Source organism: Brucepastera parasyntrophica (assembly GCF_022376835.1).
GTDB lineage: Bacteria > Spirochaetota > Spirochaetia > Treponematales > Treponemataceae > Brucepastera > Brucepastera parasyntrophica.
Genome location: NZ_CP084606.1, coordinates 1,985,759 through 2,012,111 on the forward strand (window position 1 = coordinate 1,985,759; position 26,353 = coordinate 2,012,111).

The window sequence follows — 26,353 nt, forward strand, 5'->3', positions numbered from 1 at the left end:
ATGATAAGGGAAACGATACTATGCTGCTCCGGGTCTTCTGCGCTATTTTGATCATGACCGGCGGTGTTCTTATGACCATTACCGCCATCCGGTATAATAGCCTGATAAAATCTTCAGAAAATAAAACCAGCCGCCAGTCCAGGCATGTCCGGATTGCCGGGTTTATTTCACGTTTTATGCCCTTTATCTTTATCGTGGGATATATTGTGGGGCGCTTGATGTTCTACTGCGGGATGTAGACCCGATCTTCCTTTTTGTCGGGGTCATGTTTTTTCTCGGGGCCGTCTTTATTTTTTCCTGGTTCAAAACCAGATATATATGACAAATTCCCTGTATGAAAAAAACAGCGAGCTGCAAAAAGCCTTTAAACACATTGAAACCAGTAACAGGGATCTTCAGGCGGAAATTGAAACCAGACTCAGGGAAATCATAATGCAGGATGAACTCCTGCATACGGTAAATGATGTGGCGTCGATCCTGCTGGCGTCGGATGTGGATGAATTTGAAACCTCCCTGCAGAAATGCATGGAGATGATGGCGACCACAGTCGGCGTTGACCGGATGTATATCTGGAAAAATCATAACAAGGACGGGCAGCTGTGCTGCACCCAGCTTTTTGAATGGTCGGAAGGCGCCGAACCCCAGCAGGGTACTGAGTATACCACCGATGTTCCCTATGTAAAGATTCCGGGCTGGATAGATACGCTCCCCTTCGGTCAGTGCATAAATGGACTGGTGAAAAATCTTTCCCGGAAAGAACAGGAACATCTCCTTCCGCAGGGGATCGTTTCCATTCTGGTCGTGCCTGTTTTCCTCCAGGATAAATTCTGGGGATTCGTTGGTTTTGATGACTGCCACACGGAGCGCGAATTTTCCGAAGGAGAAGAAACCATACTCCGTTCCGGCAGTCTTCTTATCGCGAACGCCCTGCTGCGCAATGAAATGACACAGAATCTTGTGCAGGCCCGCGAAGAGGCGCTGTCAAGTACCCGCGCCAAGGGAGATTTTCTGGCAAAGATGAGCCATGAAATCCGGACGCCGATCAATGCCATCACCGGAATGGCGGCCATCGCCAGAAAAAGCGGCGATATGGACAGAATAAATGACTGCCTGGATAAAATTGACGCCGCGTCCAACCAGCTGCTCGGGCTCATTAATGACATTCTCGATATGTCAAAAATCGAAGCCGGAAAACTCGAGCTGGCCCACGAGCCGTTTAATCTCATCGCGGCAATTTATAATATTAAAAGCATTATAGGGGTCCGGGCCGCTGAAAAAAAACAGGATCTTATTGTGAATATTGCGCCCGATGTACCTGATGTTGTAGTCGGTGATGATATGCGATTAACCCAGGTCCTTATCAATCTCCTTTCAAATGCCGTCAAATTTACTCCGGAGCAGGGAGAAATTAAACTGACTCTCAGTCGGATTGATACCCGCGACGCATGGGATGAACTTGAAGTAAGCGTGAGGGACAACGGGATCGGTATTTCCTCCGGCCAGCTGGAACATTTATTCAATGCCTTTGAGCAGGCCGACCGGGGGACCGCCCGGCGCTTTGGGGGGACCGGCCTTGGCCTGGCGATAACCAAGAGCATCATCGAATTGATGGACGGTGAAATATCCGTGGAAAGCACTCCCGGAGAGGGAAGCTGCTTTACCTTACGTTTCCGTATCGAACGGGGTTCTACCGATATGCTGAATCCCCGGCAGGAAGAAAAAGAAGCGGCAGTCTATCAGTTTGGGGGATATACGGCGCTCCTTGCCGAGGATATGGCCATTAACCGTGAAATTGTTATAGCCCTGCTTGAAGATACCGGTATTGAAGTTGAATGCGCCGAAAACGGCCAGCTTGCCCTTGATTTATTTGAAGCGAACCCGGAACGCTATGATATTATTTTCATGGATATACATATGCCGATTCTGGACGGATATACTGCTTCGGAAAAAATCAGGAAACTTGACAATTCCCATGCCCGGACCGTCCCTATTATTGCGATGACCGCAAATGCCTTCTCGGAGGATGTGGAACGCTGCAAAAAGGCCGGAATGAACGAGCATATCGCGAAACCGATTGACGCGGGTATACTGCTTCAGACTGTCGCGTCCTATCTCACATAATAAAATCGCGTATCTGATTTTGGATATTACTTTTTGCAGCCGGGGCAGGTATCCTGGTTTTCTCCGGTCATACCCGCGCATCCGCTGCATCCCTCACAGCAGCTGTTCTTTCCCTTCTTTTTCAGAATACTGTATAGTGCAAAAGCAAAAGCGGCTAATAATAGTATACTGATTATTATTGTTGCCATAATTTCATCCTGTTTATTCGAGGCGAGGATTTAATACCCCGCAGCTCTGCGGGGTATGTTATTGTTAGCGTTAACTAACTTAAATGTATCCGTTTTTTCCACAAAAGTCAAATACAGAATACGCCGCCGGGACTTCCGGCTGTTTCCGAAACTGTATTTTTAGGATACAGTAAAAGACAATGACTGAACAGCAAGAAGAAAATCCCTGTTTTCTCACGGACCAGCTGATAACCTACCTCGGAAACAAAAGGAATCTTCTGCCCTTTATCGGCGAAGCCGTCGGCAGAATACGGAAACGGACCGGACAGTCCCGGCACAGCTTTTTTGATGTTTTTTCAGGTTCCGGCGTGGTTTCACGCTATTTTAAAAAATATGCGTCGCTTCTTGCCGTGAATGACCTGGAACCCTATGCGGCGGTTATTAACCGGTGCTATCTGGCAAACAGTACCGTACTGGATGAAGCCGCTCTCCGGGAACTGTATTCGGAAATTTCGGGCAGGCTCGATACGGAGCCGCTTGTTCCCGGAATTATCAGCGGTTTATACGCTCCGCAGGATGATACCAATATCAGGAAAGATGAGAGGGTGTTTTACACCTCCCGCAACGCCAGGTATCTGGATACCGCGCGGAGTTATATTTCTTCCCTTCCTGAACAGTTCCAGGATTTTTTTCTCGCGCCTCTTCTTTCGGAAGCTTCAATTCATGCGAATACCGCGGGAGTTTTTAAAGGGTTTTACAAAAACCGGGAAACAGGCGTCGGCCAGTTCGGCGGAAAAAACAGGGATGCCCTTTCAAGGATATGCGGAGATATCCGGCTCCAGTATCCTGTATTCAGTAATTTTGAATGCGAGACGCATATCTTTTCCGGGGACGCAAACGAAGTATGCGCCGCGGTCCCGGAGGTTGATATAGCTTATATCGATCCTCCGTATAACCAGCATCCTTACGGTTCGAATTATTTTATGCTTAATCTGCTTACCGATTACCGCGTGCCGGAGAAAATTTCACCGGTTTCCGGCATTCCGGAAAACTGGAAGCGGTCGCGCTTTAACCGGCGTCAGGCCGCTGTCTCTGCCTTTACCGATCTTGTCGAACATATCAGGGCGAAATATCTTGTTGTTTCATTTAATTCCGAAGGGTTCATCAGTCTTGGGGAAATGCAGAATATTCTGACCGGCTTCGGCGCGCTCGAAATTCTTGAAATACCGTATACGGCGTTCCGGGGCAGCCGGAACCTGAACGGCAGAAACATTCACGTAACGGAATATCTGTATATTCTAGAAAAAAAATAGGAAAGAAATTATCTAACACTGTTAGCGACCGGCAGTCGGTTATACACATAGAATACCGGTTTGAGGTGTATGCGGTATTTCTGCCTTACAGATTTTTTGCGCAGATATCAGATATACAGCATGTTTCACATTTCGGATTGTGGGCCGTGCAGACATATCGTCCGTGCAGGATCAGCCAGTGATGGGCGTTCATCAGGTATTCTTTGGGAATGATTTTCAGCAGGTCCTTTTCAACTCCCAGAGGTGTAGTTGACGCGCTCAATCCTATTCTCGGGCAAATCCTGAGCAGGTGGGTGTCCACCGGCATTTCCGGCTTGCCGAAAGCGACATTCAGCACAACGCTTGCTGATTTTCTTCCGACGCCGGGAAGGCTTTCAAGTTCTTCGCGGGTTCCCGGAACTTCCCCGTTGTATTTATCAATAAGGATTTTGCTCAAAGCGATAACGTACTTTGCCTTGTTCCTGTACAGATTGATTGATTTGATATATTCTCTCAGTTTTTCTTCGCCGAGGGCGTACATTTTTTCAGGAGTGTCGGCTACAGCAAAAAGGGGTTTCGTCGCTATATTGACCCCTTGTCGGTCATCTGGGCCGATAATACCACGGAAACAAGGAGGGTAAAAGTGTTATGGTTTTCAAGCTCTGTTTTCGGGTCCGGATTGTTCTTTTTGAAACGTTCAAAAACTTCCCGTATCTGTTCCTGATTTAACATTTTCATATTCCAAGTATACTCCGGTTTTCCTGGTTTTGCCAGTGCCGGTGTTTCCCATTTTGCCGTTAACCTGATATACTTTTTCCATGAATCTGTTATCCGTCAGCGGTCTGACAAAAATGGGCAGGGAATACCCCCTTTTTACCGGCATATCCTTCGGCTTTGATGAGGGTGAAAAGGCCGCTCTCATAGGGAGGAACGGAAGCGGCAAGACAACTCTTCTGAACTGTCTTGCCGGGCAGATCAGTCCTGACGCGGGAACGATTGCCCTTAACCGGGAAGCCGGTATTTCCTTTTTGCCGCAGAACCCTTCCTTTAATCCTGAAGATTCAATCCTCGACCATATATTTAAAAGTGAAAGCCCGGGGCTCCGGACAATCAGGGCCTATGAAGCTGTCTGTTCCCGCGCCGCGGCCGGAAACAGTTCTCCCCGCGAACTTCAGCTCATGGATGAACTGTCCCAGAAGATGACCGCGGGCAATCTGTGGGATTATGAAGCCCAGATCCGCTCCGTACTTGCCAGGCTCGGAATAACCGACCTTGAAGCCGGAATGGGAATTCTCAGCGGAGGCATGGTAAAAAAAGTTGCCCTGGCCCGGGTCCTTATTGACGATACAAAACTGCTGCTGCTTGATGAACCCACCAATCATCTTGATATTGATACAATCGCCTGGCTGGAAGAATATCTCAGGACAACACCCCGGTCTGTTTTTATGGTAACCCATGACCGCTACTTTCTGGATACTGTATGTACGTCCATATATGAGCTGGAACAGGCCCGTCTTGTTCACTATGCCGGAAATTTTTCACAGTATCTGGAAAAAAAAGCGGAGGCCGAGGAACTCGCCGTGCGGACTGACGCCAGAATAGAGTCTGTTCTGCGGACAGAGCGGGAGTGGCTGCTGCGCGGGCCAAAGGCGCGCGGAACAAAGGCGAAAGCCCGTATAGACGCGATCAGGCAAATGATGGACCGGGTCCGTCCCGAACAGGAAAGCGGTTTTTCTTTTGGCGTGGAAGAAAGGCGTCTGGGAGGGAAGGTCCTTGAGGCAAAACACATTTCAAAACAGTTCGGCTCCTGCGCCATTATTTCGGATTTTACCCATACCTTCAAAAAGGGAGAAAGAATAGGCGTATTCGGGGAAAACGGGTCCGGGAAGACGACCCTTTTGAATATGCTGACAGGAACGCTTGCTCCCGATTCGGGTTCCGTTGTCCCCGGACAAAATACGGTTTTCGGTTATTATTGCCAGAATCCGGTGTTTGAAGATACCGGACAGACCGTTCTGGATTATATAAGGGAAGCCGCTGAAATAATCCGGCTTGCGGACGGCAAAACCGTTTCGGCCGCCCGCTTTCTGGAAAGTTTCGGCTTCGGAGGAAAAATACAGTTTTCGCCTCTGGAAACCCTTTCGGGCGGAGAAAGAAAACGGGTATATCTTATCAGGGTCCTTATGGCGAATCCCAATTTTCTGGTTCTGGATGAGCCGACGAATGATTTTGACATATATACAATGAGCGTTCTTGAATCATTTCTCAATCAGTATTCCGGCTGTCTTCTTGTTGTTTCCCATGACCGGTATTTTATGGACCGCACGGTAGAATCCCTGTTTGTTCTGGAAGAAGATGGACGTATTTCGGGATTTCCCGGCAGCTGCTCGGATTATCTCCTTTACCGTGACCAGCAGGCCGCTGTGAAAATAAAGGAGAAAAAAGATTCTCCGCCGGCAACAGCCGGAAGCAAAGCGGAGTCGGGACCGAAGAAAAAATTGAGTTATAAGGAACAGAAGGAATTTGAAAATATTGAATCGGAAATAGAAGGCCTTGAGACCAGAAAAATCGAGCTTGAAAACCTTCTTTCCGGCGGAGAAAAAGATTTCAGCAGGCTCGGAATAATTACCGCCGAATATGACGAAATTACCGGAAAGATTGGGGAAAAGTATACCCGCTGGGAATATCTTGAATCCTGCGGGCAGGAGTAATCGGTTTTCCGTTCAGGATTCCCTGAAATGAAAACGCACCGGATTTCCGTTCAGGAATTTCTGTTTGACGGCATCCGGCAGGGATGAAGTAATAAACTGGTCCCAATACGTGTATGCCGAATCTATTTTCATCAGGCAGAGGGGCCAGTCAGTTCCAAAGAGAAGCCTGTCCGCGATTGTTTCCGCTTCGTCAGGTGTATAGGAAGCGAGAAGTTTTCCTATAGTATCCCAGAAAGGTTTTTCAAAGCCGGTAAATGAAAAGTCGGAATAAACGTTCGGGTATTTCAGTATCAGCTCGAGAATCATTTCTTCCCAGCTTCTGTGAGGCCGGAAACGCATGCCCTTGTAATACTGTTTGCCGAAATGGGCAATATCAAGATACAAGTCGGGATATTCTTCCAGAACAAGCGCCCACCGTTCCGGGCTGGTAACCTTGAAGGACTCATCGAGCCGAAGCACGCGGAACCCCTGATCGTCACAATGGGTAATTATCGGTATCTGTTTTTTTTCACAGTATGAATACAGCAGCTTAAGTTTTTCACGCTGTCCGTAATCGTCCGGCCAGGGATCGAAATTCAGGGGAGGGTATAATTTAATGCCGGTAAAGGAATTGTTCGGAATAACACCGTCCCTTATTCTTTCTCCGGGAAGCTTGTCCCAGGTTTTCAGCGCTTCTTTTCCCAGAGGTGACCAGGAGTCAAAATAATTATGAAGGTATCCTTCAATCTCCTCTCCCGTTCTGTAGTGGGGGTTCATTCCGAAATAGGGCCGGACTATGAGTTTTCCGCCGGGGCGTTCTTTCCTGTAAATCTGCATTCCCCCAAGAATATCAAGGGCCTGATCTTTCAGGTCATGTTTCGGGGTGCGGTCATAATACGCGTCAGGGACAAAATCAGGAAGCTCAAAATCCATTATCAAAGGAGTAAGCACCAGATAATCATAATGGGTCCCGCAGATATTGAGGCCGTCATCGGTAATTATGAGATTTTTCCGTTCTTTCGGATCTCCGAATTTTCCCCTCAGATCGTCTTCGAGCAGCATAAGCATTGCCGCCGGTTTGTTTTCCATAACGCTGAGTACATTCGGTAGTTCATCAGTATTCGGAAACAGGCTTTTGAATATATAATCCGCCGAGGTCGCCACCGCGAATGACTCTTCAAGGGCATTTTTTCTTATAAAAGAATAGTAGGAAGAAAGACATACATGATCAATCGGAAGTATATGCAAATGGCTGTCAAATGCAAGGGATTTTAAATTAGTATTTTTGTTAAACCGGTCGGACATAAAAACTCCTTTAGAAATGGTACATTGATTGTATACACCTTCAATTTAAGTGTTCTGATATAAAGAATTAGCTGATTTTTTATATCAGAACACTTATAACCGGAAATAGTCAAATAATTTAAATTATTTGACTATAATATACTGTTTTTTTCAGTTGTTACAAACCCTCCGGGCCAACCCGGAATAAAATAATTTGAATTATAGCCCCGGGTAATAAAATTCTCTTCGCTATGCCAGGCTGAGACAGCCCGGTTGCTGAATGGAAAAAACATATCAGGCATAAGGTTATTTACGCTTTTCATGAAAAAAGATTATACTCCTGGTTATATGGTACAGGAAGTAATGATCACCGTATTGCCCGGTGAAGAAAATAATCCGTTGCTGGTCAGGGAAAAAATCTGTCAGGAACTTTCACGGAACGGAATTCATGTCTCCGGCGACAGGATATCTGCGCTGGTTTTCAGGAAAAAATCAATAGACGCGCGCCGGGGAAGGATCAGAATACATTTAAAATATACCGTTTATATAGACGGCCCGCCGTCACCGGAAGAGATTCCTTCCGGTGGGGACGGAAGTGTTTTTGTGCCGGCATGGAAAAAATGCGATCCCGGTAAAAAAGTGGTAATTGTGGGTTCCGGTCCCGCCGGCCTTTTTGCCGCGCTGCGTCTTATCGAAGACGGTATTACCCCCGTTATAGTTGAGCGGGGGCCTCCGGCGTCAGACCGCAAGCAGGATATAGCGGCTATCAGTACAAGGCAGACAGTCAATCCTGATTCAAATTACTGTTTCGGGGAGGGCGGCGCCGGGACTTTTTCCGACGGCAAGGTATACAGCAGATCAAACAAACGGGGAAATATAGACAGGATTCTCCGGATTTTTCACTGGCATGGCGCAGACTCATCCATTCTCACTGACGCCCATCCGCATATCGGTACTGACCGGCTTCCCGGGATTATTTCCCGTATAAGGGAAACGATTTGTTCATACGGCGGAGAAATACATTTTAATGCCAGGTGTACCGGATTGATTTACCGGAACGGAAGAATAGCCGGCATAAAAGCGCTTCGGGGTCCGGAAGAAAGCGCGGAGCTGCATGGGGACGCGGTGATTCTTGCCGCCGGACATTCCGCCCGCGATATATATGAAATGCTTGCTGATTTTGAAAAGGGAAACGGAATTTCAGGAAGGATACTGGAAGCAAAGGCCTTTGCCGCCGGCGTCCGGGTCGAGCACCCCAGGGCTGTAATTGACCGCATTCAGTATCATGGACTGAAAGAAGCGAATGAACTGCCGGCCGCCGAATACCGGCTGTCCGCACAGATTGACGGCCGCGGGGTATATTCTTTCTGCATGTGTCCCGGAGGCTTTATTATTCCTTCCGCGACCCATGATGATGAAATAGTTGTAAACGGAATGTCTTCCGCCGGGAGAAATTCCCGGTGGTCGAATTCAGCCATTGTTGTTGAAATCCGGCCTGAGGATGTTCCCGGAGAGTTTTCGGATCACGGCAGTCCTGCCCTCGCAGGTATCAGGTTCCAGCACTGGATTGAGCATGAGGCAAAAAAGCAGGGTGAAGGGCAGAAGGCCCCGGCCCAGAGGCTTGTGGATTTCATGGACGCAAGGGCTACGGCGGATTTTCCCGAATATTCCTATACGCCCGGACTTATATCTTCCCGCCTGGATCTGTGGCTCCCGAAACATATTGCGTCAAGGCTCCGCGAAGCTTTTACGGATTATAATATGAAAATGAAAGGCTTTATTTCGCCGGAGGCCGTGCTGGTCGCTCCCGAAACAAGAACCTCTTCTCCTGTCAGAATTCTCAGAAACAGTCAGACCCTTGAATCTGAATCCCTCCCGGGCCTGTATCCGGCCGGAGAGGGTTCGGGGTATGCCGGAGGAATTGTTTCTTCCGCTATGGACGGGGAAAAAACAGCAGGGGCCATTGCCCTGAATGTTTTTTCCGGCCGGGCATAAATCTTTTACGGCGCGTCCTGCGGGAGCAGCACCGCCCTGACATAATTTCCGGTATCAAGATATGTGTTTGCCATTTGCCGCATTCGTTCGGGGGTTATCAGCTCTATGGTCGTTTCGGTGTCTTTTATTGCGTCTACGGGTATTCCCCTCATCAGAGACTGGGTTATTCTGCTCTGCCAGTATTTATTGTTTTTGAAACCGGTCTCGCTCGACCTCCGGTATGTTTCCCTGAGCTTGGTAATATATGACTGGGGCACGGCTGTATTCTGCAGCCAGTGTATCTGTTCAATAACCGCATCGGAAAGAGCCTCTTCCCTTCCGGGCTCACAGCCGAATTCAATGCTTATTAAAAAGCGTGGTTTCGGATAACCTGTCAATGAGCCGTAAACGCTTACTCCGTAAGACCCTCCCATTTTTTCCCTGATAACTTCTCTGAGCCTTATATCCATCAGGGACATAAATATGTCAAACAGCTCGTATTCTTCCGGCCCGAATTCCACGTCACCGCCGAAGCCCATGTACACTCTGCTTTGTGGCTCAATCCCCATTTTCAGAGTGTCGGACACTACTCCGGAGGGGAACCCCTTTCCAGTGTATCGCGCGTCTTCTTTTTTTCCGGAAGAGGGCAGACTGCCTATATATTTTATACACAGGTCCTTTAATTCTTTTTCATTCGCGCTTCCGACAAATACAAAGGTAAAATCTCCCGCATCTGTAAAGCGTTCCCGGAAAATGGCTTCCGCGGTTTTCCGGTCCATTTCCGCAACAAGATTTTCACTCAAACGCTGCCGTCTCGGATCATTGTTATATACAAGTTTCCAGATTATATTTATAAACTGTTCCACGGGAGCGTTTTTCCGCGATTCAACTACAGCCTTTTGCTGGATAATATAGGATGCCCAGGCGGAATCGGTAAAATAGGGTTTTGAAAAATACAGATTGACCAATTGCAGCAGGGTTTCAATATCTTTGTTTGAAGAAATGCCGTCGAACCCTTCCCATGAATCCGTCAGCCAGGGCGTCACCCGGACCGTTTTTGCCGCAAGTTTTTTTTCGAGTTCAATAGCGGAAAAATTATTCAGCCCTGACATAAGTGCATAGTCTATGGATGCTATGGATGACGGATAGTCCCTGTCCTGAACAAGGGACGCACCGCCTTTGCTGAACGCGTAAAAGAGATTTTCATTTGACATAAAATCGGTTTTCAGAAAATAAACCTTCGCGCCGTTTGAAAGGATCCATTCCCTGATATCGGTTTTTGAATATTTTTTTTCCGCCGTTATTTTTCCTGAGGGACCCGGCAGATCACTGTCCTCAAAGAGCGGACGGGAACTGTTATCTTCCTCATAGGGAGTGAGCGGCTCCTCCGGAATCCAGTTTTGCCACAGATTGAAAAGCCCTGCCCTGTCCGGAATATCCGCCGCCGACTCCGGGGCGCTTATCATCATAATATTTCCCCGCCCGGTGAGCCAGTTTTCTACCGCTCCATTCAGGTCTTCCAGCGTAATATACGGAAGTATCTGCATATACAGATTGTACTGGTCACGTTTGGAAAGCATTGGTTCCCCGTACAGGAAAACCTGCAGCAGATCCCCTATCCGTTCTGACGAAAGGACTGTTTCGCTGTTAAGCCAGTCCTGCTCGACGGATTCCAGAAAAGTTTCCTTCTTGCGGGAAAATTCCGTTTCCGTTATACCAAACTGCTGGAGCCTGAGCAGTTCGGTAATCATCATCTCAAACGCTTCTTCGAATCTTCCCGGCTGGGGAATCATTCCCAGATAGGAAAACCGGGACGTTTTTGCGAGCTGCTGGAAGCCCGCATAGGTCGACAGCATTACAGGATCAGCGTCCTGGGTTTTTTCCGCCAGGCGGTCATTGAATATCGAAAGGGCCATTCCTTTTATAACTTCTTCCCTGAACTGTCCTGCTGTTTTTATTCCCCGGAAATCCTTTTGCTCGAGGATTTGAATGGTTGTGTATTTCAGTTCAGGATCACGGACTACAAGTATATCCGCCTCTGTCCGGGGCGGAACACTGTATTCCGGGAGAACCCTGGTTTCTTCCGGCGCGGGGATCGTTCCCATGGTTTTTTTGATGGCACTGACAAGTTTTTGCGGATCGGCGTCTCCCACAAGAATAACCGCCATGAGATCAGGGCGGTACCATTCCTTATAAAAATCAATAACCCTGTCCCTCGAAATGGTCCGTATTATTTCCGGGTCGCCGATGGGCAGGCGTTCCGCGTACTTTGAACCGTTGAACAGAAATGGAAGCTGTTTGTCCTGAACCCGGCCGTTCGCTCCGCGCCCGAGGCGCCATTCCTCAATTACAACGCCGCGTTCTTTTTCAAGCTCAGTTTCATCAAAGGTCAGGGCGCTGGCCCAGTCATGCAGGACCAGCAGGGCCTGATCCAGCATCTCGGGATCATCCGCCGGAACTTCAAGCATATATACGGTTTCATTAAATGATGTATAGGCATTGATTTCCGGACCGAATGCCATTCCGATCGATTCAAAATAATTTATAAGTTCGTTTTCGGCGAAGTGTTCCGTTCCATTAAAGGCCATGTGTTCTACAAAATGGGCCACCCCTTTCTGGTCGTCATCTTCAAGAATGGAACCCGCCTTAACAGCGAGCCGCAAAAAGATTCTGTTTTCCTCTTTGGGATTTCCCAGAACATAATAACTCATTCCATTATCCAGTTTTCCGGTAAGAACCGCAGTGTCTGTTACAAGCGGCACGTTTTCATTAAAAGTTCCGTATTTGTTTGCGGGCCCCGAGCTGCAGCCGCCCAGAAACATGCACAGCAATACGCAAAGCACGAACCCTGCCCGGAAAAAATGTCTGAAATTATTCATATGTTCTCCTGTTAATGAATTTTCTGGATTTTATTTGAAAGTCCGGTTTAATAAATTTCCTCTCGAACGAACTTCCCCGAAGAGATTCATTATATAAAAAGCATATACAAAAAACAATCTTGCGGGGCTGATGTAACCTGCGCGGATAATAAATGTAAATGAGCTTCTTTCAAAACCCGGTTAGTTTTGAAAGAAGCTTTTAAAATAATATACGGAACTGTGTTTTGTCTTATAAAAAACCGGCGGCAGAAAACTGCCGTCCGGTCCGGTTTGTATCCGGAATAAAAGGTCTGAGTCCGCAAAAGAGTATATACAACCCATGCGGATATTTCCCGATGGGCTTTTACTTTGTCTGGGCCAGCATCTCCGCTATGCTGAACGCGTGATCGCCGATTTTCTCAATATTCCGGACAACATCAATGTACAGGAGCTCGCTTTTTACATCGGCCCCGTCTTCAAGACGCTTGCGGGCAACTTTTTTCAGATTTTTGCGGAAACGGTCAATCGCGTTTTCGAGCGTCTGGGCCGTCAGCAGTTCATCGCTGGTTAAATGTTTGTTTATATGTTCCTTGATAAAAACAAGGAATTTCTGGACCAGCGAAATATACGGAATAAGGCGTTCTATATCATCTTCCTGAAAGTCCATTTTCTTTTCGGCACTCTTATTCAAAAGCAGGGCAACGCTGTAACAGTCATCCGTCATGGATTCAAGTTCTTCTACAATCTGGAGCATAAGCAGCACATTTTTCTGGGACTTGTCGGACAGCGGCAGTTTTGAAGTTGACACCAGGTAATTTGACAGGCCCTCTTTCATCTGATCGGCATAATCTTCCAGTTCGGCAAGTTTGGTTATATATGAAGAAATAGGGTGTTCCTTGCTGTCGGAAAGACTGTCCGCCAGATAATCGACCATTTTTGCGGCTATATCTGTCATATCCGCCAGCTCTTTTTCCGCCTGCATGATATAGCCTTCCGCGTTTTCCCTGTTACTCACAGATATGAATTCAAGACGGTATACTTCCGGTGTCTCATCCGCCTTCGGCTTGATAATAAATTCGGTAAGCCTTGCCAGCTGGTTTGTAAAGGGCAGAAAGAGCAGGGTACAAAGAACATTAAACACGGTATGAAGCATAGCGATATGGATAGTAATGGTTTCTTCAGGCGCGCCCGGGACCAGAAAGTCCACAAATGACAGAAACGGATAGAAAAATATCGCGGCGATAATGGTTCCTACCGTATTAAACAGCACATGCACAAGGGCTGCCCTCCGGGCATTTACCTTTGTTCCGATTGAAGCAAGAACCGCGTCCAGAGTTGTTCCGATATTGCTTCCGAGAACCATTGCGGCTGAAAATTCCCAGGTAAACAGCCCCCGGTAAGCGAGCGTAATAATGATGGCCGTTACCGCGCTTGAAGAGTTAATGATAGCCGTCACAATTGTACCGGCCAGGATACCGATAATAACGCTGAGATAGCCCTTGTCCGCGAAAAACTGGAGAAAAGCCACATTTTCAGCGGTAACCGGGGGAAGGGCGTTTGAAAGCATATCGAGTCCCACAAAGAGGAGCCCGAAGCCCATTATGGCCTCTCCAAGTCCCTGTTTTTTCCACTTTTTAACAAAAGTAAGGAGAAACCCGATCCCGAAGGCCGGTACCGCAAACGCCGATAAGTTGAAACTGAAGCCTATGAGAGAAACAATCCAGGCCGTAAAGGTAGTACCTATATTTGCGCCGAAAATAACGCCTATAGCCTGTGTCAGTGTCAGCAGCCCTGCGTTTACAAAGGAAACAACCATAACGGTTGTCGCGCTTGACGATTGGATAATCATTGTGATGAACAAACCGGTAAGCACGGCAAGGAAGCGGTTCTTTGTCATAAAACCCAGAACCTTGTGCAGTCTTTCCCCTGCGGTTTTCTGGATGCCGTCGCTCATCAGTTTCATTCCATACAGAAGAAACCCAAGACTTCCGATAATCTGGAATATAATAGATACTACAGCCATGCTCCACTGTAGCAAAAAAATGCGGTAATTCAACTATTCCGTACAGGTCCGGAAAAAGATTTTCAGGAAGGTGTCTTACATTTCTTTTGTCAGAAATACAGGATACACATCCCGGGATTTTTCCCTGGTCATGTTTTCCGGGTCTACATTATAATAATACGGGGTATATTCAAACCTCAGTTTGGTATCTTCAAGATAAAAACGTATGCCGGCGTCAAAAGCGACCGCCCTGTAAATGTTTCCGTCAGCAGGCATGTCCCGGTAAAAAAGCTGCTGTTCCTTCCAGCGCAGTTCCCTGTCATGTAATACTATACCGCACACACCATTGACTACCGCTTCCATTGTATGGTCCTTAACTGTTGAGGACACCATCCGCATGGTTCCTGTCAGGGCCTCGCTGCTTTTCCGCTCCGCGATATCATATTGAAAAACACTTGCGCCCGTAAAATCCTTTTTTACCGATATGCGTTTTTTTTCGGAATCAAGAATATATATTTTTTCCCGGGTGACTGTTGTCATCGCAAAGCGGAATCCGGTCGGCGAATATATCAGATCAGAAAAAAACATTTCGTCCGCATAGCTGCCCTCCAGATTTCCTCCTTCAAGGCTGTACAGAACTTCATCTGTCTTCAGCGCCCTGCCGGTAACATACTTTTTTATAAACTCAAGAACGGCTGTATTCTGTTCAGTCATACGGCTTCTCCTCCAGAATTCCAGTATTTATCATATCCGCTCCCTTTATCAATACAGGAATTTATCTCTGACAGCGGCGAAAGTTCTTTCGGAGACATAAATAATAATAAAAAGAGTGATATTTTATACTTTATGTAAAATAAACTTGACATAAAGTATAATGTAGTGTATATTCTGAATAACAGATTTTACTTTATTGAAAAGGAGAATACCCTTATGTCGTATCAAAGCAAAAGAACCATTACCAGTATGGTCACAGGCATCATCCTTGCTGCCGTCTATATTATCTATGCCACGGGAAAAACCGCTCCCGGTCCGGATAATCTGAAGGCCTGGGCTCTTCTGATGCTGATTTTTATCGGAATCGGAATTGCCGCAGTGATTATAATCCAGATTTTTTCAACATAGCTTTTTCCATCGGAGTAGCGGTTAAGGAACAGAACAGATGTGATAAGGAAGTCGAGAAGATTATTTCAGCTACAATGACTGAGGATGAAATGGATAAGCTTATCAGTATGAAAACAGCCCGCAGCGGATACATGTTCGCCGGTATCGGCTTTATCGGAGTCCTCACGGCGCTGGCTCTTGGAGCTCCCGCCATTGCGGCTCTGCATATCCTGTTTGGGACCTTTGCCGCCGGATCGATTATGGAAGGCGCCATGAGCATTTATCTGTACGAAAAGGGCGTCCGGAATGGGTAAAAAGCTGGTTATTACCAATAATATCCGGAAGCTCCGGTTTTTCGCAAACGAAATGACGCAGCACGAACTGGCGGAAAAGGCGGGGACTTCCCGGCAAACCATTGTGGCCCTGGAAGCGGGCAAATACACACCTTCACTGGAATTGGCCTTCCGGCTGGCGGATGTTTTTGGGGTGCCTATCGGAGAAGTCTTTGAATGCAAGCCGGAGAATGAGCAAAACGGCTGATACCGTGAAGGCCATTGTGCGGCCGGAATACAGTCCTGCATTTTTCAGGATGGGATTATTTTTAAAATAATACGAATGGTGATGATGTCCGGCATTGGTAATAACAATATATTTTATCATAATATATCACATTGCGTTATATCATAACGTGATATAACGCAATGTAAAAAACTTCTTTCACCAGCAGGAAACGCGGAGAATCAGTTTCCGGATATCTCCAGAAATGAGGTAATGCGTCCGTCCGGGCGGCAGGATTCGAGTACTCCGAATTCCGGGTCATAATATGTTCCCCGGAAATAAAGGGTCCGGTTGGAATATTCCGGCATCCGGACTGTCAGTATGCAAATATCCGGGAACACAGGAGCCCCTTATTCCGGGGAAGGTTTTTTACGTTTACCCGGAGGTTCCGTTCCGGGCGGTGGATCCCGTACCGGTCAAGGGCCTCAATTATCTGGCCCCAGGTTTTACTGTTCGGCTGTGGGACACAGGTCCCTGATTCTATTTTCCGGTATTTTCTGTCCGGGGTCGGGGGGAATCTTTTTCCGCTGTTTCTTCAACCGGACGCATGGTCACCGAAAATGCCGCTTCCGTTTTTCCCTGCGGACATATCCGGCTCAGGAGCTGTCTGTTCACGGGAACAGATATATCCCTTTTCCCCGGTGGATGAGAGAACATTCATAAGCTTCCCTGTTTATTTTTCCCTTCACCTTGGAAGCTCCTTTTCTGCCGAATATCTCCCCTGCATTAAAAGGAAGTTCCGGCGCGATTCGGTCCTTCGGAGGGGATTTCCGCCGGCGTCAGGGTAAAGCTGTATCCCATTACCGCCTCCCCATTTCTTTTTCCATGATGTACATTTCGCTGCGCGGGTCTCCCGGATTTTCAATCTTTACGATTTTAAATCCCAGCTTGTTCACATAAAAATTGTGATTGCGTTTGGAAAACCCCGGGGTTTCCGTTCTCCAGGTTACTGTCTGGGGATATTCCGATTCGATGAACTTCCAGACCGTCCGTCCCAGCCCTTTGTCCTGCAGTTCCGGGTCGATGAACATACAGCCGAGCTTGTTTTCCCGGGAACTGAAAACCCATACGATAACCGCCCCGATCAGTTTTCCGTCTTTTTCGATTTTCCAGGCAGAGCTTGCGGGGTGCAGTCCCCATTTCCTCAAAAAGCTTCCGTCGTCATAACCGTCGGGTCCGCCGCTTTCCTCTCCGAGGTGGCGCCGTGAATCCTCATCAAAGGCCCGTTTCATGACGGCGGTAAGCTCGGGAATGTCCTCTTTCCTCATGATATTAAAGGTAAGTCCGTTATACTGTTTCATGTATGGTTCTCTCCGCTGTCTTCTTTAAGCCGGATTGGAAACAGCAGGTCAAACTGATGGCCATTATACTCCGCGTTCCCCGGCCGGGCATAATACAGATAGCCGAGATGTTCCTCAAGCAGGCCGCCCATGTGTTCCCCGCCGTCACAGATATCGTTGGGAGCGTACTTCGGATTGTCATTAACGACCCAGTCCGCAAGCCACTGCCACTCATGAAAATTGGGCATCACTATCATGTGGGCCGCGTAGAGTCCTCCCTCAAACCGTTTTTTTTCCAGCGGGGCAGGAACGGCCATATTATCCGGAATGGTTATCCAGAATTCATATCCGTAGATCTGGTTTTCCTGTGTAGGACTCGGGTGGTTAAACCCGAAGAGTCGGGCGTCCGGTTTAATCTCATACAGTTTCTGTTCCTGCACAAAGTCGTCAATCATCTTTCCCGCGGTATCTTCGGGGTTTTCCCCGATATAGTGGGCCGCCGCAACCGTGCAGGGGGGAAGATATACAATCCGTACATCTTTCAGTTTTGTCAGGCTTTTGTGCGCGCTGTTCAGTTCTTCCATGGATTTCTCCTCCTTGAATTGTATTCGTGTTAAGGAGAGAGCGTTGATCGCTTTCAGCAGTGTTTCATCTGTAGTCAGTTCGAACCTTATATTCATTTGTGCTTTCCGGCTGAGTTCATCGATAAGCTGTTCGAGAATGGTCCGTATTGTCGAAAGGGCCGTTATCTCATCGCTGAGTTCCTCCACCTGATCACTGAAAGCCTCGATTGCTGTTACCGCATCGCCGTTTTTCAGAATGTCATGTATCTGTTTCAGCGGTATCCGCAGCTTCCGCAGGATGATGATCTGGTTCAGTCTTCTTACCGATTGTTCGGTATACATGCGGTAGGCATATCCTTCCCTCCGGATACTTTCAATCAGCCCCAGCTCTTCATAATAGCGCAGTGTTCTTGTTGAAATACCGAAACCCCGTGAAACCTCACTGACTGTTTTCAGCTCCATCCGTAACCTCCATGGCAGTCACAATAAAGTACGCCGCGACGTCAAAGTCAATAAAAAGTGCGGTAATGACCGTTTTTTTGCTTTTTTCATATAATAAAATACACCGCAGAGCAGGCAGACCTTCGGTCTGGAGTATTAAATCCCCGTCATGAATAAAAAGTATAGCACGAAATCCGCTAAGGGAAAAATCGGGGACATCTGAACAGTTGAAGAAAAGATACGGAGTTGCGCAAAGGGCCCGCGAAGCGGTGTTTTTTCTTGACATATATCGCGGTGTGATATATATAATGGTATATATCACACCATAATATATCACGCTGCGGTATAAGGGAATAATATGGAAACAGATAAAAGAGGGAGCAGGTTTCTGCCCATGACCGAGACAATGTGCTATATACTTCTTTCATTACGGAAACCGAGGCACGGTTACGGAATCATTCTTCATGTCAGAAAAATTACAAGGGACAGGCTGAAACTGGGAGCCGGGACCATATACCAGACGCTTCGGAAACTTGAGGCGGCAAACCTGATTATACCTGTCCGGGAAGAAGACCGGAAAAAACTGTATGTTATAACCAGGACAGGCCGCCGGCTCCTCCGGGAGGAAACGGACCGCATCGCTGAAATATACAATAACCTGAGGATTGAACGGTGAAAAAAAAGTGGTCCCTGTTTCCGGCTTTCAGATATGTGGTGCCTTCCGATTTTGAACAGTGGCTTGAAAAAATGGACGCAAGAGGCTGGCATCTGGAAAAGACAGGCGGCTGGAGTTCATTTTGCATGGTTTTTAAAAAAGAAGAACCAAGAAAATTCCGTTATATCTATGACCTGCAGCCCCAGCCATCAAAGGAATATGTAAGCAGCCATGAGTCTGACGGCTGGGAGCTTACAGGGAAAACGGGCAGTGTACATATATGGCGGCAAGAATATACGGAAGACAGGCCCGGATCTTTTGGAAACACCAGGACGCTTATAACAAACAATAAAAGGAATGTTATTGCTTCCCTGTGTTTTCTGATTTTCCTGTTTTTGCTTATTTCGGCGATTATCTGCGTTATGTTCTTTTTTAATGGCGCGAAACTGACTGTCTGTGGTATCATACAATATATCGCCGCGCTGGCTTTGAGCCTTATTTTTATTATCTATCTTGTTGTGGTGATCGCCAGGTTAATAAAAAAACATACCTGACAGCGCCGGCTGTCAGGGAAAAATCCTGCAGCACTCGGCAATAAAAATCGGGAAAATCCTGTTCCGGCAGGGTATAGTTTTTCTTACAGGACAGGAACGTTCAGTGACATTAGACTGGCAGACAAGGATTAATAATGCGATACAGTACATGGAGACTCATCTCGGTGAACCTGCCGATATTGTACGCATTGCGAAAATCGCGAATTGTTCCGCTTTTCATTTTATGAGAATGTTTGAGGTGATTACAGGCATCAGCCCTGCGGAGTATATCCGGCGACGCCGGCTCTCTCTTGCGGCGCTGAAGCTTGTTTCCGGCAGGGAAAAAATTCTGGATATCGCGCTTGCCGCGGGGTACGATTCTCCGGATTCTTTTTCCAGGGCCTTCAGGCGCGAGTTTAACTGCACGCCAAGCAAGGCCAGGCAGGAAGGGACTTCGCTTCATGCATATCCCCCGCTTTCGTTCTCGATTGTCCTGAAAGGAGATAAAGCTATGGAATTCAGAATTGAAGAGGGGCCGGCGCTCACACTTACCGGCATCAGTATTACGGTGAATTCAAAAGACGGAAGCAATCTTACAAATATCCCCCGCTTTTGGGATGACTCGATGCAGGATGGAAGACTGAAACCTTTTTTTGAAAAAGCGGGTGATTCAGCGCTCGGTGTCTGCGGAGTGTGCCATTCCTTCGACATGAAAACGGGAAACTTTGTATACAGCATAGCCATCGAAAAACCCCGGGATACAAAGAGTTTGCCGAAGGGCTGCACCGATATACCGGTCCCGGCGTCAACCTGGGGGAAATTTACTTCCCGCGGCCCGATGCGCAAAAACTTCCAGGAAACTATAAAGAGAATTTTTTCGGAATGGTTTCCGGCTTCGGGACGGGAACATTCGGGCGCGCCTGAAATAGAATACTACCCGCCGCTGCCTGATCACGAGGCGGAAGATTACTGGTGCGAGTACTGGGTCCCGCTGAAGTAGATTTGGAAATCCGGACAGGTATCCGCAGGCAAGACTTGCGGATACACCTGAACAGGACTTTCCTTATACCCTGTATTCTTCCCTGCTTTTTATTTCAAAACCATGAGTTTTATACCACTCCAGCGCGTCAGTGTACTGTTTAGCGACCTTAATATTGGTAATCAGGGGTATGCTGTAGTCGATGGACATCCGGCGGATAATATAGTCATTTTTAAGTTCAATTTCCCGGTTGTTTTTCGGAATGTTGATTACCAGATCGATGTCATGGGTTTTTATCGCGTCCGCAATATTCGGCTTTTTGTCGTCGAGGGGCCAGGCCAGAATTTCCGCTTCGATTCCGTTGGCGTGAAGGAACCGGGCCGTCCCGCTTGAAGCGGCAAGTTCATAACCCATGTTTCTGAGCTTTCTCGCGCTGTCAATAAAATCCACCTTATCTTCAAGAGGGCCCGTCGAAAGAAGAATTTTCCTTTTGGGAATTCCGTATCCGGCTGAAACCATGGCTTTCATAAAGGCGTCCCGTACTCCCCTGCCGAGGCAGCCGACTTCACCGGTACTCGTCATTTCAACTCCGGCAACCGGATCCGCGCCCTTGAGGCGGGAATAGCTGAACTGGGCTGCCTTTACACCGACATAGTCTATATCAAACTGGTTGCCCTGAACCTTTGCTGCTTCAGCCCCGAGCTGGGCTTTTACCGCGAGATCGACAAAATCGGTGCGGAATACATTTGAGCAGAAGGGAATGGAGCGGCTTGCCCTCATGCTGCATTCTATAACCTGTATGTCTGTCCGTTTCGCCAGGAACTGGATATTGAAGGGTCCGGTTATTCCGAGTTCGGCCGCTATTTTTCTCGCCGCTTTTTTTATTGCCTGGGCGGTTGAAAGATAAATGCGCTGGGCGGGCAGAACAACGGTAGCGTCTCCGGAATGTACGCCGGCGTTTTCAATATGCTCGCTTATCGCATATACAAGGATTTCCCCGTTCCGGGCGACCGCATCGATTTCAATTTCCTTTGAGTTTTCTTCATAATGTGTAAGCATTACAGGATGTTCGGCGCTTACGGTTATGGTTTTGGAAAGCAGGGTTTTCAGGCTGTTGTCATTCCAGGCTACGTCCTTTGCTTCTTCGGAAGAAACATTGGCCGGCCGGATGAGAACCGGAAAGCCCGATTTCTGCGCAAAGGTAAAAGCTTCATCAATATGGGTTATCTCTGTCCATTCCGGCTGACGGATGTGCAGGGTGTCGAGCAGCGCGCTGAATTTATTCCTGTTTTCAGCCCGGTCAATATCGGCGGGATCTGTTCCGAAAACCGGTATGTTCAGCCAGGAGAGCGGAAGCGCCAGTCTGTTTGCTTCCGTTCCTCCTACGGAAAGGAGTACGCCGTCAGGCCGTTCGGCTTCGTATATGTCAAGTATGCGTTCAAGGGAGACCTCCTCAAAATACAACCTGTCGCTCACCTCAAAATCCGTGGAGACTGCTTCAGGATTGCAGTTAACCATTATGCTGTATTGGCCGAGGTCTTTACATGTCTGCAGCGCGCTGTAAGCACACCAGTCATATTCGAGACTTGAACCGATATGATAGGGTCCTGATCCCGGTATAAGCGTTCCGCGTTCGGCAGGTTTTACATCATTGGTTATTCCGGAATAGGTCATATAGAGCATGTTGCTTTTGGACGCATATTCCGCGCTGCAGGTATCGATTTGTTTTACTACCGGCCGCAGATTCAGTTCCTGCCGGAACCTTCTTACCTTTTCAGCCCGTGTTTTTAAAATACACGCAATCTGGTCGTCCGAGAAACCGGTCCGTTTTGCGCGGGCGAACTGTTCTCTGTTTATCACCAAAGAGGAGCGGTCTGCAGGCGAAGCCGCCAGTTCGGTCTCAACTTCAAGAATATTTTTCAGACAGGATATAAAGTACCGGTTAATATGCGTATATTTATAGATGCGGTCAGCTGACCACCCTTCCCGGAGCGCTGAGTAAATTGCGAAAATATGAAGGTCCGTCGGATCTTTCAGCTCCGCTTTTATATCCTTGAATATATATCCGTGGCAGGCAATTCCAGTGTTCCGCGGATTTGCCATCCGGACGGCTTTCTGTAACGCTTCCTCAAAGGTTTTTCCGAAGGCGAGCGCGCTTCCGACCGATTTCATTTCCGCTCCGAGATGCCGGTCCACATTTCTGAATTTTTCAGTATCCCACCGCGGCATTTTTACCGCACAATAATCAAAAGACGGTTCAGTACAATAACGTGTAGAGCCTGTCAGTTTATTATCAATTTCCGACAGTGAAAACCCGAGCATTATCTTTGACGCAATAAGGGCAATCGGAAAGCCGGACGCCTTTGAGGCAAGGACCGAACTCCGTGAAATCCGCGGGGCCATTTCAATCAGTCTGAAATCTTCCGATGCGGGATCAAGCACAAACCGTATATTGGCTTCGCCGATTATATTAAAAAGTCTGGCGGCCCTGAACGCGGCGGTCCTCAGATTTTGCAGCTCGGAATCCGTCAGGGTTTGCGCGGGTATTACAATGGCCGAATCTCCGTTATGAATACCGGCCGGATCAATATTTTCCATGGTGCAGGCAACTATACAGTTATCCATTGCGTCGCGGAGAATTTCAAATTCCACTTCTTTCCAGCCGCCGAGCCATTCTTCAACATAAAAGGAATCTGCGCCGGAAAGAGCCTGGGCGCAGTGGAAAGCGAGCTCCTGTTCATTTAAGCAGCAGTAGGAAGAATTTTCAGTGTCAAAGTTTGTTCTTACCATTACCGGATAACCGTGTTTTGAGGCTATTCGTTCCGCTTCCTTAAATGAAGATACCTGTTCTGAACCCGGAACCGGGAGGCCTTCCTGCTTCAGCAGGTTTATAAATTCATTTCTCTGGTCTGTTTTGCTAATCGCGTCAATATCGGTACCCAGTATCTGGATGTTGTATTTTTCGAGAACACTCTGTTTGCGGAGCCGGAGGGCGCAGTTAAAAGCCTCTTTTCCCCCGAAACTGACGAGGAGTGAGTCCGGCCGTTCCTTTTCGATTATCTGTTCCACAAATTCCGGTGTGACGGGAAGAAAGTATACCGCGTCGGCGATATGCTCCCTCGCCTGTACAGCGGCCATATTCGGATTAACCAGTATTGTTCTGATGTTTTCCGATTTGAACGCGCGGATAGCATGGAAGCCCGCATAATCAAATTCTCCCGACTGTCCTATTTTCTGTCCGCCGGAACCGAGAATCAGCACTGTTTTCGGAGTTGCAATGCGGTATGTGTTCATGAGGAAAGTCCTCCATTGCGGACAAGGTCCAGAAAACGGTTATATAAAAATACCGTGTCCCTCGGACCCGGGTTTCCTTCGGGATTAAAAAGCACGCCGCAGAAAAGCCCTTTTTTTCCGGTGAAGCCTTCTATGGAATTATCCATATTATTCAGGAAAAGTGTTTCCCAGCCGGGCGGCAGAGAGTCTTCATAAATTCCGTATCCATGGTTCTGGGCTGTAATATGGCAGCGTCCGGTTTCAAGATCTATGCACGGAACACTTGAACTTCTGTGTCCCCTAGCCATATGAAAGGGAAGAGCGCCTGCCGCGGCGGCCAGTATGGCGGCCCCGTGGCCGGTTGCAAATACCGGTTTTTCAAAGGTCAGGGCATTTTTCAGTATGGAACTTGTTTCCCGGTAAAAAGAAGGATCGCTGTTTCCCCCCGAAATAAAAATCCCGTCAAATTCTTCTCCTGTATAATCGTAATTCCAGGGAACCCGCCGGACTGTTATGCCAGGCGACAGCAGGGATCTGACCGCGCTGCTGCGGACACCGCAGTCAACAAGAATCAGTTTTTTTTCTCCGCTGCCGTAATGTATAATCTGCTGGTGAGAAGGCAGCTCGGCCCCGAAGGGTATCGAAGCGAAAGAGACCTCTCTGGTGTTTGAAACCAGAATCTTGGCCCTCATTGTACCTTTTTCCCTCAGCCGCTGCACAAGAGCCCTTGTGTCAACATCGGAAATTCCCGGGATCTGATATTTTTTCATCCATTTATCGAGCGTTTTATAAGCGGTTATATGTTCGGTTTCGGCGCTGTAATAGGGGAGAACCAGCCCCGCCGCCTGCACCCTGGCTGACTCAAAAAGTGTTTCGAGTCCGGATTCGTCTATATTGTTTTGGGGAATTCCGGCGGCGCCAACGCCGGGGGTAGATAATACAAGAATCATGCCCCGGAGCGCAGGATCGCTCAGCAGCCGGGGGATATCCGCCGTTCCTGTATAGAAAACTATTTCGCCCGCAGCGGAATTAGTATGACCGAATGCTGTTCCTTCATATTCGGTCCCGTCTTCCAGAATTATGCGGGCTGTCGGTTCAATGTAGACCAATGGCTTCTCTCTTTCAGATGGAATATACTATTAGAATAGTATGAGTCTGCCGGGTTTACAAGGAAAATTTCAAAATTCGAGTACAAGCAGGCGGGATTTTCTTTTTCCATCCCATTTTTTCGGCGCTCTTCGGGCATATAGGCAATATCCGCCGGCCTGAACCCAAAGCGTTCAAACCAGTCCGAGGCCTGGGTTGTCAGTACAAACAGTGTTGTCAGCCCGGCTTTTTTCCCCTGTTCAATGAGCCGTTCCATCATTTTGGGACCGATACCCATATGGGCATAGGCTTCATCCACGGCAATGCCGGCGATTTCTCCCGTATTTTCTTCATACAGATGGAGGGCGGCGCAGGCCCGTATGCCCCCGTCGATTTCATATACGGTATAATCCGGGAAATCCTGTTCCAGAATTTCTGCGGACCGAGGGAGCAGGGTGCCGTTTTCGACAAAGGGATTCATCAGGGATAAAACGGAGGGAATATCATCCCTTGTCATACCGCGGAATGTTCCGTAATCGCTGCGGTAAATCATTGTGCCGGAACCGAGTTCGGAAAAAATTTCCGCGGGAATCACCCCGTCTATATCTCCGTTCAGAATATGTGCTCGGGTAACGCCGCCGAGACAGGCTTTTTTCCCGAATCTCAGAAGTTCGACAATTTTTTCCATCGCCGGGTTAACGGATTCCTTTTCACGGTTAATCCTGATAAATGTCTCGATATCATCTACCGCGATCGCCGCTATCCTGCCGTCTTCCTCCAGGGAAACATTTGCCGGCATGTTATAATCCTTTTCGAAAATAGTTGTTCCATGCCCGATAAAAAAAAGCTTGTCGGCTTTCAGCGCAATGGCCGCCGCGACCGCAAGTTCATCCGAGGACAGATTGTAGGGCTTTCCTGTTGCAGTCCAGCCGACGCAGGGGAGAATGGGAATAAACCCGTCGTCAATTACCTTCCGAAGGGCGTCAAGATCGATTTTTTCCACAAACCCGGCGCTTCCGTAGTCTGTGCCGTTAAGTACGCCGTATCCTCGGGCCTGCACCCAGTTTCCGATAACCGCTGTCAAATGCCGGGAAGAAAAATGGGTCATTATTCTGTTTGAAACATCGAATGCCGCCATTTTGATGAGATTCATTCCGGATTCATCGGTAATACGGGTTTTATTGCAGAAGCTCCAGCTGATGCCGTATGAGTCCAATACCCGGGAAATATGAGTCTGCGCGCCGGGCACAACAACGATTTTCATTCCGGTATCATGGAGGAGAGACAGATCGTGTACATGCCCGGCAAAAAGCGGAAAATCAATCATGTTGTCATCAATCCTGACAACAATAGTTGAGCCTTTAAATTTCTGGATATACCGTATTACATCTCGGATTCGCTCGGTTTGCAGCATAATCCTTATGGTACGGCAGAAAAACGGGGAATGTCTAGGGTTAAGCAGTCCGGAACCCGTTTGCTGTTATGATTTTTCTGCG

23 protein-coding genes and 1 pseudogene are annotated in these 26,353 nt (G+C 47.8%); 11 read left to right on the forward strand and 13 right to left on the reverse strand.

Going from position 1 to position 26,353, the window contains the following annotated elements:
* The first annotated feature begins 20 nt into the window (after positions 1 to 20).
* Both K7I13_RS09430 and K7I13_RS09435 read left to right on the forward strand, forming a co-directional pair.
* A complete protein-coding gene (locus K7I13_RS09430) occupies positions 21 to 239 on the forward strand; it encodes a hypothetical protein (protein ID WP_255945013.1) in 219 nt (72 codons plus the stop codon).
* A 79-nt stretch (positions 240 to 318) separates the two neighbouring features.
* Entirely contained in the window at positions 319 to 2,121 is a 1,803-nt protein-coding gene (locus K7I13_RS09435; protein ID WP_255945014.1) for an ATP-binding protein, read from the forward strand.
* A 26-nt stretch (positions 2,122 to 2,147) separates the two neighbouring features.
* Here the strand turns inward: K7I13_RS09435 and K7I13_RS09440 are convergent, their stop codons facing one another.
* Positions 2,148 to 2,309 carry a FeoB-associated Cys-rich membrane protein gene (locus K7I13_RS09440; protein WP_255945015.1) on the reverse strand — a complete coding sequence of 54 codons (162 nt, stop codon included), beginning with the start codon at positions 2,307 to 2,309 and terminating at the stop codon, positions 2,148 to 2,150.
* Positions 2,310 to 2,488: 179 nt separating this feature from the next.
* On the opposite strand from K7I13_RS09440, the gene K7I13_RS09445 reads away from it, so the two are divergent.
* Positions 2,489 to 3,601 carry a DNA adenine methylase gene (locus tag K7I13_RS09445; protein WP_255945016.1) on the forward strand — a complete coding sequence of 371 codons (1,113 nt, stop codon included), beginning with the start codon at positions 2,489 to 2,491 and terminating at the stop codon, positions 3,599 to 3,601.
* Between the two features lie 85 nt (positions 3,602 to 3,686).
* On the opposite strand, the pseudogene nth reads toward K7I13_RS09445, so the two are convergent.
* Positions 3,687 to 4,318, reverse strand: a pseudogene (gene nth / locus K7I13_RS09450) (endonuclease III).
* Positions 4,319 to 4,398: 80 nt separating this feature from the next.
* Between nth and K7I13_RS09455 the strand changes: the two are divergent.
* Positions 4,399 to 6,291, forward strand: a complete 1,893-nt coding sequence (locus K7I13_RS09455; RefSeq protein ID WP_255945018.1) for an ABC-F family ATP-binding cassette domain-containing protein — start codon at positions 4,399 to 4,401, stop codon at positions 6,289 to 6,291.
* Between the two features lie 12 nt (positions 6,292 to 6,303).
* Here K7I13_RS09455 and K7I13_RS09460 read toward each other — a convergent pair whose 3' ends face one another.
* On the reverse strand, positions 6,304 to 7,575 hold the full coding sequence (locus K7I13_RS09460) for an amidohydrolase family protein (protein WP_255945020.1): 1,272 nt from the start codon (positions 7,573 to 7,575) through the stop codon (positions 6,304 to 6,306).
* 300 nt (positions 7,576 to 7,875) lie between these two features.
* Between K7I13_RS09460 and K7I13_RS09465 the strand changes: the two genes are divergently transcribed.
* A complete protein-coding gene (locus K7I13_RS09465; RefSeq protein ID WP_255945022.1) occupies positions 7,876 to 9,549 on the forward strand; it encodes an NAD(P)/FAD-dependent oxidoreductase in 1,674 nt (557 codons plus the stop codon).
* Between the two features lie 5 nt (positions 9,550 to 9,554).
* Here K7I13_RS09465 and K7I13_RS09470 read toward each other — a convergent pair whose 3' ends face one another.
* The 3 genes from K7I13_RS09470 to K7I13_RS09480 form a co-directional block, all read right to left on the reverse strand.
* Complete coding sequence (locus tag K7I13_RS09470) at positions 9,555 to 12,407, reverse strand: M16 family metallopeptidase (protein WP_255945024.1); 2,853 nt, start codon at positions 12,405 to 12,407, stop codon at positions 9,555 to 9,557.
* Positions 12,408 to 12,750: 343 nt separating this feature from the next.
* Complete coding sequence (locus K7I13_RS09475; RefSeq protein WP_255945026.1) at positions 12,751 to 14,409, reverse strand: Na/Pi cotransporter family protein; 1,659 nt, start codon at positions 14,407 to 14,409, stop codon at positions 12,751 to 12,753.
* Positions 14,410 to 14,484: 75 nt separating this feature from the next.
* A complete protein-coding gene (locus K7I13_RS09480; protein WP_255945028.1) occupies positions 14,485 to 15,102 on the reverse strand; it encodes a hypothetical protein in 618 nt (205 codons plus the stop codon).
* Between the two features lie 216 nt (positions 15,103 to 15,318).
* Here K7I13_RS09480 and K7I13_RS09485 point away from each other — a divergent pair, with 216 nt between their 5' ends.
* The 3 genes from K7I13_RS09485 to K7I13_RS09495 all read left to right on the forward strand — a co-directional run bounded on the left by K7I13_RS09485 (position 15,319) and on the right by K7I13_RS09495 (position 16,029).
* Entirely contained in the window at positions 15,319 to 15,510 is a 192-nt protein-coding gene (locus tag K7I13_RS09485) for a hypothetical protein (protein WP_255945029.1), read from the forward strand.
* 89 nt (positions 15,511 to 15,599) lie between these two features.
* The gene (locus K7I13_RS09490; protein WP_255945030.1) at positions 15,600 to 15,803 is read left to right on the forward strand and encodes a hypothetical protein; all 204 of its coding nucleotides are present in this window, start codon (positions 15,600 to 15,602) and stop codon (positions 15,801 to 15,803) included.
* Complete coding sequence (locus K7I13_RS09495; RefSeq protein WP_255945031.1) at positions 15,796 to 16,029, forward strand: helix-turn-helix transcriptional regulator; 234 nt, start codon at positions 15,796 to 15,798, stop codon at positions 16,027 to 16,029. The genes K7I13_RS09490 and K7I13_RS09495 overlap by 8 nt, the downstream gene beginning before the upstream one ends.
* 553 nt (positions 16,030 to 16,582) lie before the next feature.
* Here the strand turns inward: K7I13_RS09495 and K7I13_RS09500 are convergent.
* The 4 genes from K7I13_RS09500 to K7I13_RS09515 all read right to left on the reverse strand — a co-directional run bounded on the left by K7I13_RS09500 (position 16,583) and on the right by K7I13_RS09515 (position 18,617).
* Complete coding sequence (locus K7I13_RS09500) at positions 16,583 to 16,708, reverse strand: hypothetical protein (protein ID WP_255945032.1); 126 nt, start codon at positions 16,706 to 16,708, stop codon at positions 16,583 to 16,585.
* Positions 16,709 to 16,847: 139 nt separating this feature from the next.
* Positions 16,848 to 17,348 (reverse strand): GNAT family N-acetyltransferase, encoded by a 501-nt coding sequence (locus tag K7I13_RS09505; RefSeq protein ID WP_255945033.1) that lies wholly within the window; start codon positions 17,346 to 17,348, stop codon positions 16,848 to 16,850.
* Complete coding sequence (locus K7I13_RS09510) at positions 17,345 to 18,352, reverse strand: MerR family transcriptional regulator (RefSeq protein WP_255945034.1); 1,008 nt, start codon at positions 18,350 to 18,352, stop codon at positions 17,345 to 17,347. The genes K7I13_RS09505 and K7I13_RS09510 overlap by 4 nt, the downstream gene beginning before the upstream one ends.
* Positions 18,330 to 18,617 carry a hypothetical protein gene (locus K7I13_RS09515; protein WP_255945035.1) on the reverse strand — a complete coding sequence of 96 codons (288 nt, stop codon included), beginning with the start codon at positions 18,615 to 18,617 and terminating at the stop codon, positions 18,330 to 18,332. The genes K7I13_RS09510 and K7I13_RS09515 overlap by 23 nt, the downstream gene beginning before the upstream one ends.
* 72 nt (positions 18,618 to 18,689) lie before the next feature.
* On the opposite strand from K7I13_RS09515, the gene K7I13_RS09520 reads away from it, so the two are divergent.
* The 3 genes from K7I13_RS09520 (at position 18,690) to K7I13_RS09530 (ending at position 20,519) form a co-directional block, all read left to right on the forward strand.
* Positions 18,690 to 19,007: a PadR family transcriptional regulator gene (locus K7I13_RS09520; RefSeq protein WP_255945036.1), complete on the forward strand. Its 318-nt coding sequence runs from the start codon at positions 18,690 to 18,692 to the stop codon at positions 19,005 to 19,007.
* On the forward strand, positions 19,004 to 19,540 hold the full coding sequence (locus K7I13_RS09525) for a DUF2812 domain-containing protein (protein ID WP_255945037.1): 537 nt from the start codon (positions 19,004 to 19,006) through the stop codon (positions 19,538 to 19,540). Before K7I13_RS09520 ends, K7I13_RS09525 begins: the two co-directional genes overlap by 4 nt.
* A 103-nt stretch (positions 19,541 to 19,643) precedes the next feature.
* Positions 19,644 to 20,519 carry an AraC family transcriptional regulator gene (locus K7I13_RS09530; RefSeq protein ID WP_255945038.1) on the forward strand — a complete coding sequence of 292 codons (876 nt, stop codon included), beginning with the start codon at positions 19,644 to 19,646 and terminating at the stop codon, positions 20,517 to 20,519.
* Positions 20,520 to 20,582: 63 nt separating this feature from the next.
* Here the strand turns inward: K7I13_RS09530 and carB are convergent, their stop codons facing one another.
* Genes carB through argA form a run of 3 tightly spaced genes read right to left on the reverse strand, consistent with a single transcriptional unit; the run spans position 20,583 to position 26,271 of the window.
* Positions 20,583 to 23,792: a carbamoyl-phosphate synthase (glutamine-hydrolyzing) large subunit gene (gene carB / locus K7I13_RS09535; protein WP_255945040.1), complete on the reverse strand. Its 3,210-nt coding sequence runs from the start codon at positions 23,790 to 23,792 to the stop codon at positions 20,583 to 20,585.
* Complete coding sequence (locus K7I13_RS09540) at positions 23,789 to 24,880, reverse strand: carbamoyl phosphate synthase small subunit (RefSeq protein ID WP_255945042.1); 1,092 nt, start codon at positions 24,878 to 24,880, stop codon at positions 23,789 to 23,791. The genes carB and K7I13_RS09540 overlap by 4 nt, the downstream gene beginning before the upstream one ends.
* Positions 24,850 to 26,271: an amino-acid N-acetyltransferase gene (gene argA, locus K7I13_RS09545; protein WP_255945044.1), complete on the reverse strand. Its 1,422-nt coding sequence runs from the start codon at positions 26,269 to 26,271 to the stop codon at positions 24,850 to 24,852. Before argA ends, K7I13_RS09540 begins: the two co-directional genes overlap by 31 nt.
* Between the last annotated feature and the right edge of the window lie 82 nt (positions 26,272 to 26,353).

Excerpts from the sequence above, each read along its gene's own strand:
- K7I13_RS09440 (WP_255945015.1), bottom strand. The coding sequence starts at position 2,309 with ATGGCAACAATAATAATCAGTATACTATTATTAGCCGCTTTTGCTTTT.
- K7I13_RS09475 (WP_255945026.1), bottom strand. The coding sequence starts at position 14,409 with ATGGCTGTAGTATCTATTATATTCCAGATTATCGGAAGTCTTGGGTTT.
- K7I13_RS09430 (WP_255945013.1), top strand. The coding sequence starts at position 21 with ATGCTGCTCCGGGTCTTCTGCGCTATTTTGATCATGACCGGCGGTGTT.
- argA (WP_255945044.1), bottom strand. The coding sequence starts at position 26,271 with ATGCTGCAAACCGAGCGAATCCGAGATGTAATACGGTATATCCAGAAA.
- K7I13_RS09445 (WP_255945016.1), top strand. The coding sequence starts at position 2,489 with ATGACTGAACAGCAAGAAGAAAATCCCTGTTTTCTCACGGACCAGCTG.
- K7I13_RS09505 (WP_255945033.1), bottom strand. The coding sequence starts at position 17,348 with ATGAAACAGTATAACGGACTTACCTTTAATATCATGAGGAAAGAGGAC.
- K7I13_RS09515 (WP_255945035.1), bottom strand. The coding sequence starts at position 18,617 with ATGTCAAGAAAAAACACCGCTTCGCGGGCCCTTTGCGCAACTCCGTAT.
- K7I13_RS09520 (WP_255945036.1), top strand. The coding sequence starts at position 18,690 with ATGGAAACAGATAAAAGAGGGAGCAGGTTTCTGCCCATGACCGAGACA.
- K7I13_RS09480 (WP_255945028.1), bottom strand. The coding sequence starts at position 15,102 with ATGACTGAACAGAATACAGCCGTTCTTGAGTTTATAAAAAAGTATGTT.
- K7I13_RS09490 (WP_255945030.1), top strand. The coding sequence starts at position 15,600 with ATGGATAAGCTTATCAGTATGAAAACAGCCCGCAGCGGATACATGTTC.
- K7I13_RS09470 (WP_255945024.1), bottom strand. The coding sequence starts at position 12,407 with ATGAATAATTTCAGACATTTTTTCCGGGCAGGGTTCGTGCTTTGCGTA.
- K7I13_RS09495 (WP_255945031.1), top strand. The coding sequence starts at position 15,796 with ATGGGTAAAAAGCTGGTTATTACCAATAATATCCGGAAGCTCCGGTTT.
- K7I13_RS09465 (WP_255945022.1), top strand. The coding sequence starts at position 7,876 with ATGAAAAAAGATTATACTCCTGGTTATATGGTACAGGAAGTAATGATC.
- K7I13_RS09435 (WP_255945014.1), top strand. The coding sequence starts at position 319 with ATGACAAATTCCCTGTATGAAAAAAACAGCGAGCTGCAAAAAGCCTTT.
- carB (WP_255945040.1), bottom strand. The coding sequence starts at position 23,792 with ATGAACACATACCGCATTGCAACTCCGAAAACAGTGCTGATTCTCGGT.
- K7I13_RS09455 (WP_255945018.1), top strand. The coding sequence starts at position 4,399 with ATGAATCTGTTATCCGTCAGCGGTCTGACAAAAATGGGCAGGGAATAC.
- K7I13_RS09485 (WP_255945029.1), top strand. The coding sequence starts at position 15,319 with ATGTCGTATCAAAGCAAAAGAACCATTACCAGTATGGTCACAGGCATC.
- K7I13_RS09510 (WP_255945034.1), bottom strand. The coding sequence starts at position 18,352 with ATGGAGCTGAAAACAGTCAGTGAGGTTTCACGGGGTTTCGGTATTTCA.
- K7I13_RS09460 (WP_255945020.1), bottom strand. The coding sequence starts at position 7,575 with ATGTCCGACCGGTTTAACAAAAATACTAATTTAAAATCCCTTGCATTT.
- K7I13_RS09500 (WP_255945032.1), bottom strand. The coding sequence starts at position 16,708 with ATGAATGTTCTCTCATCCACCGGGGAAAAGGGATATATCTGTTCCCGT.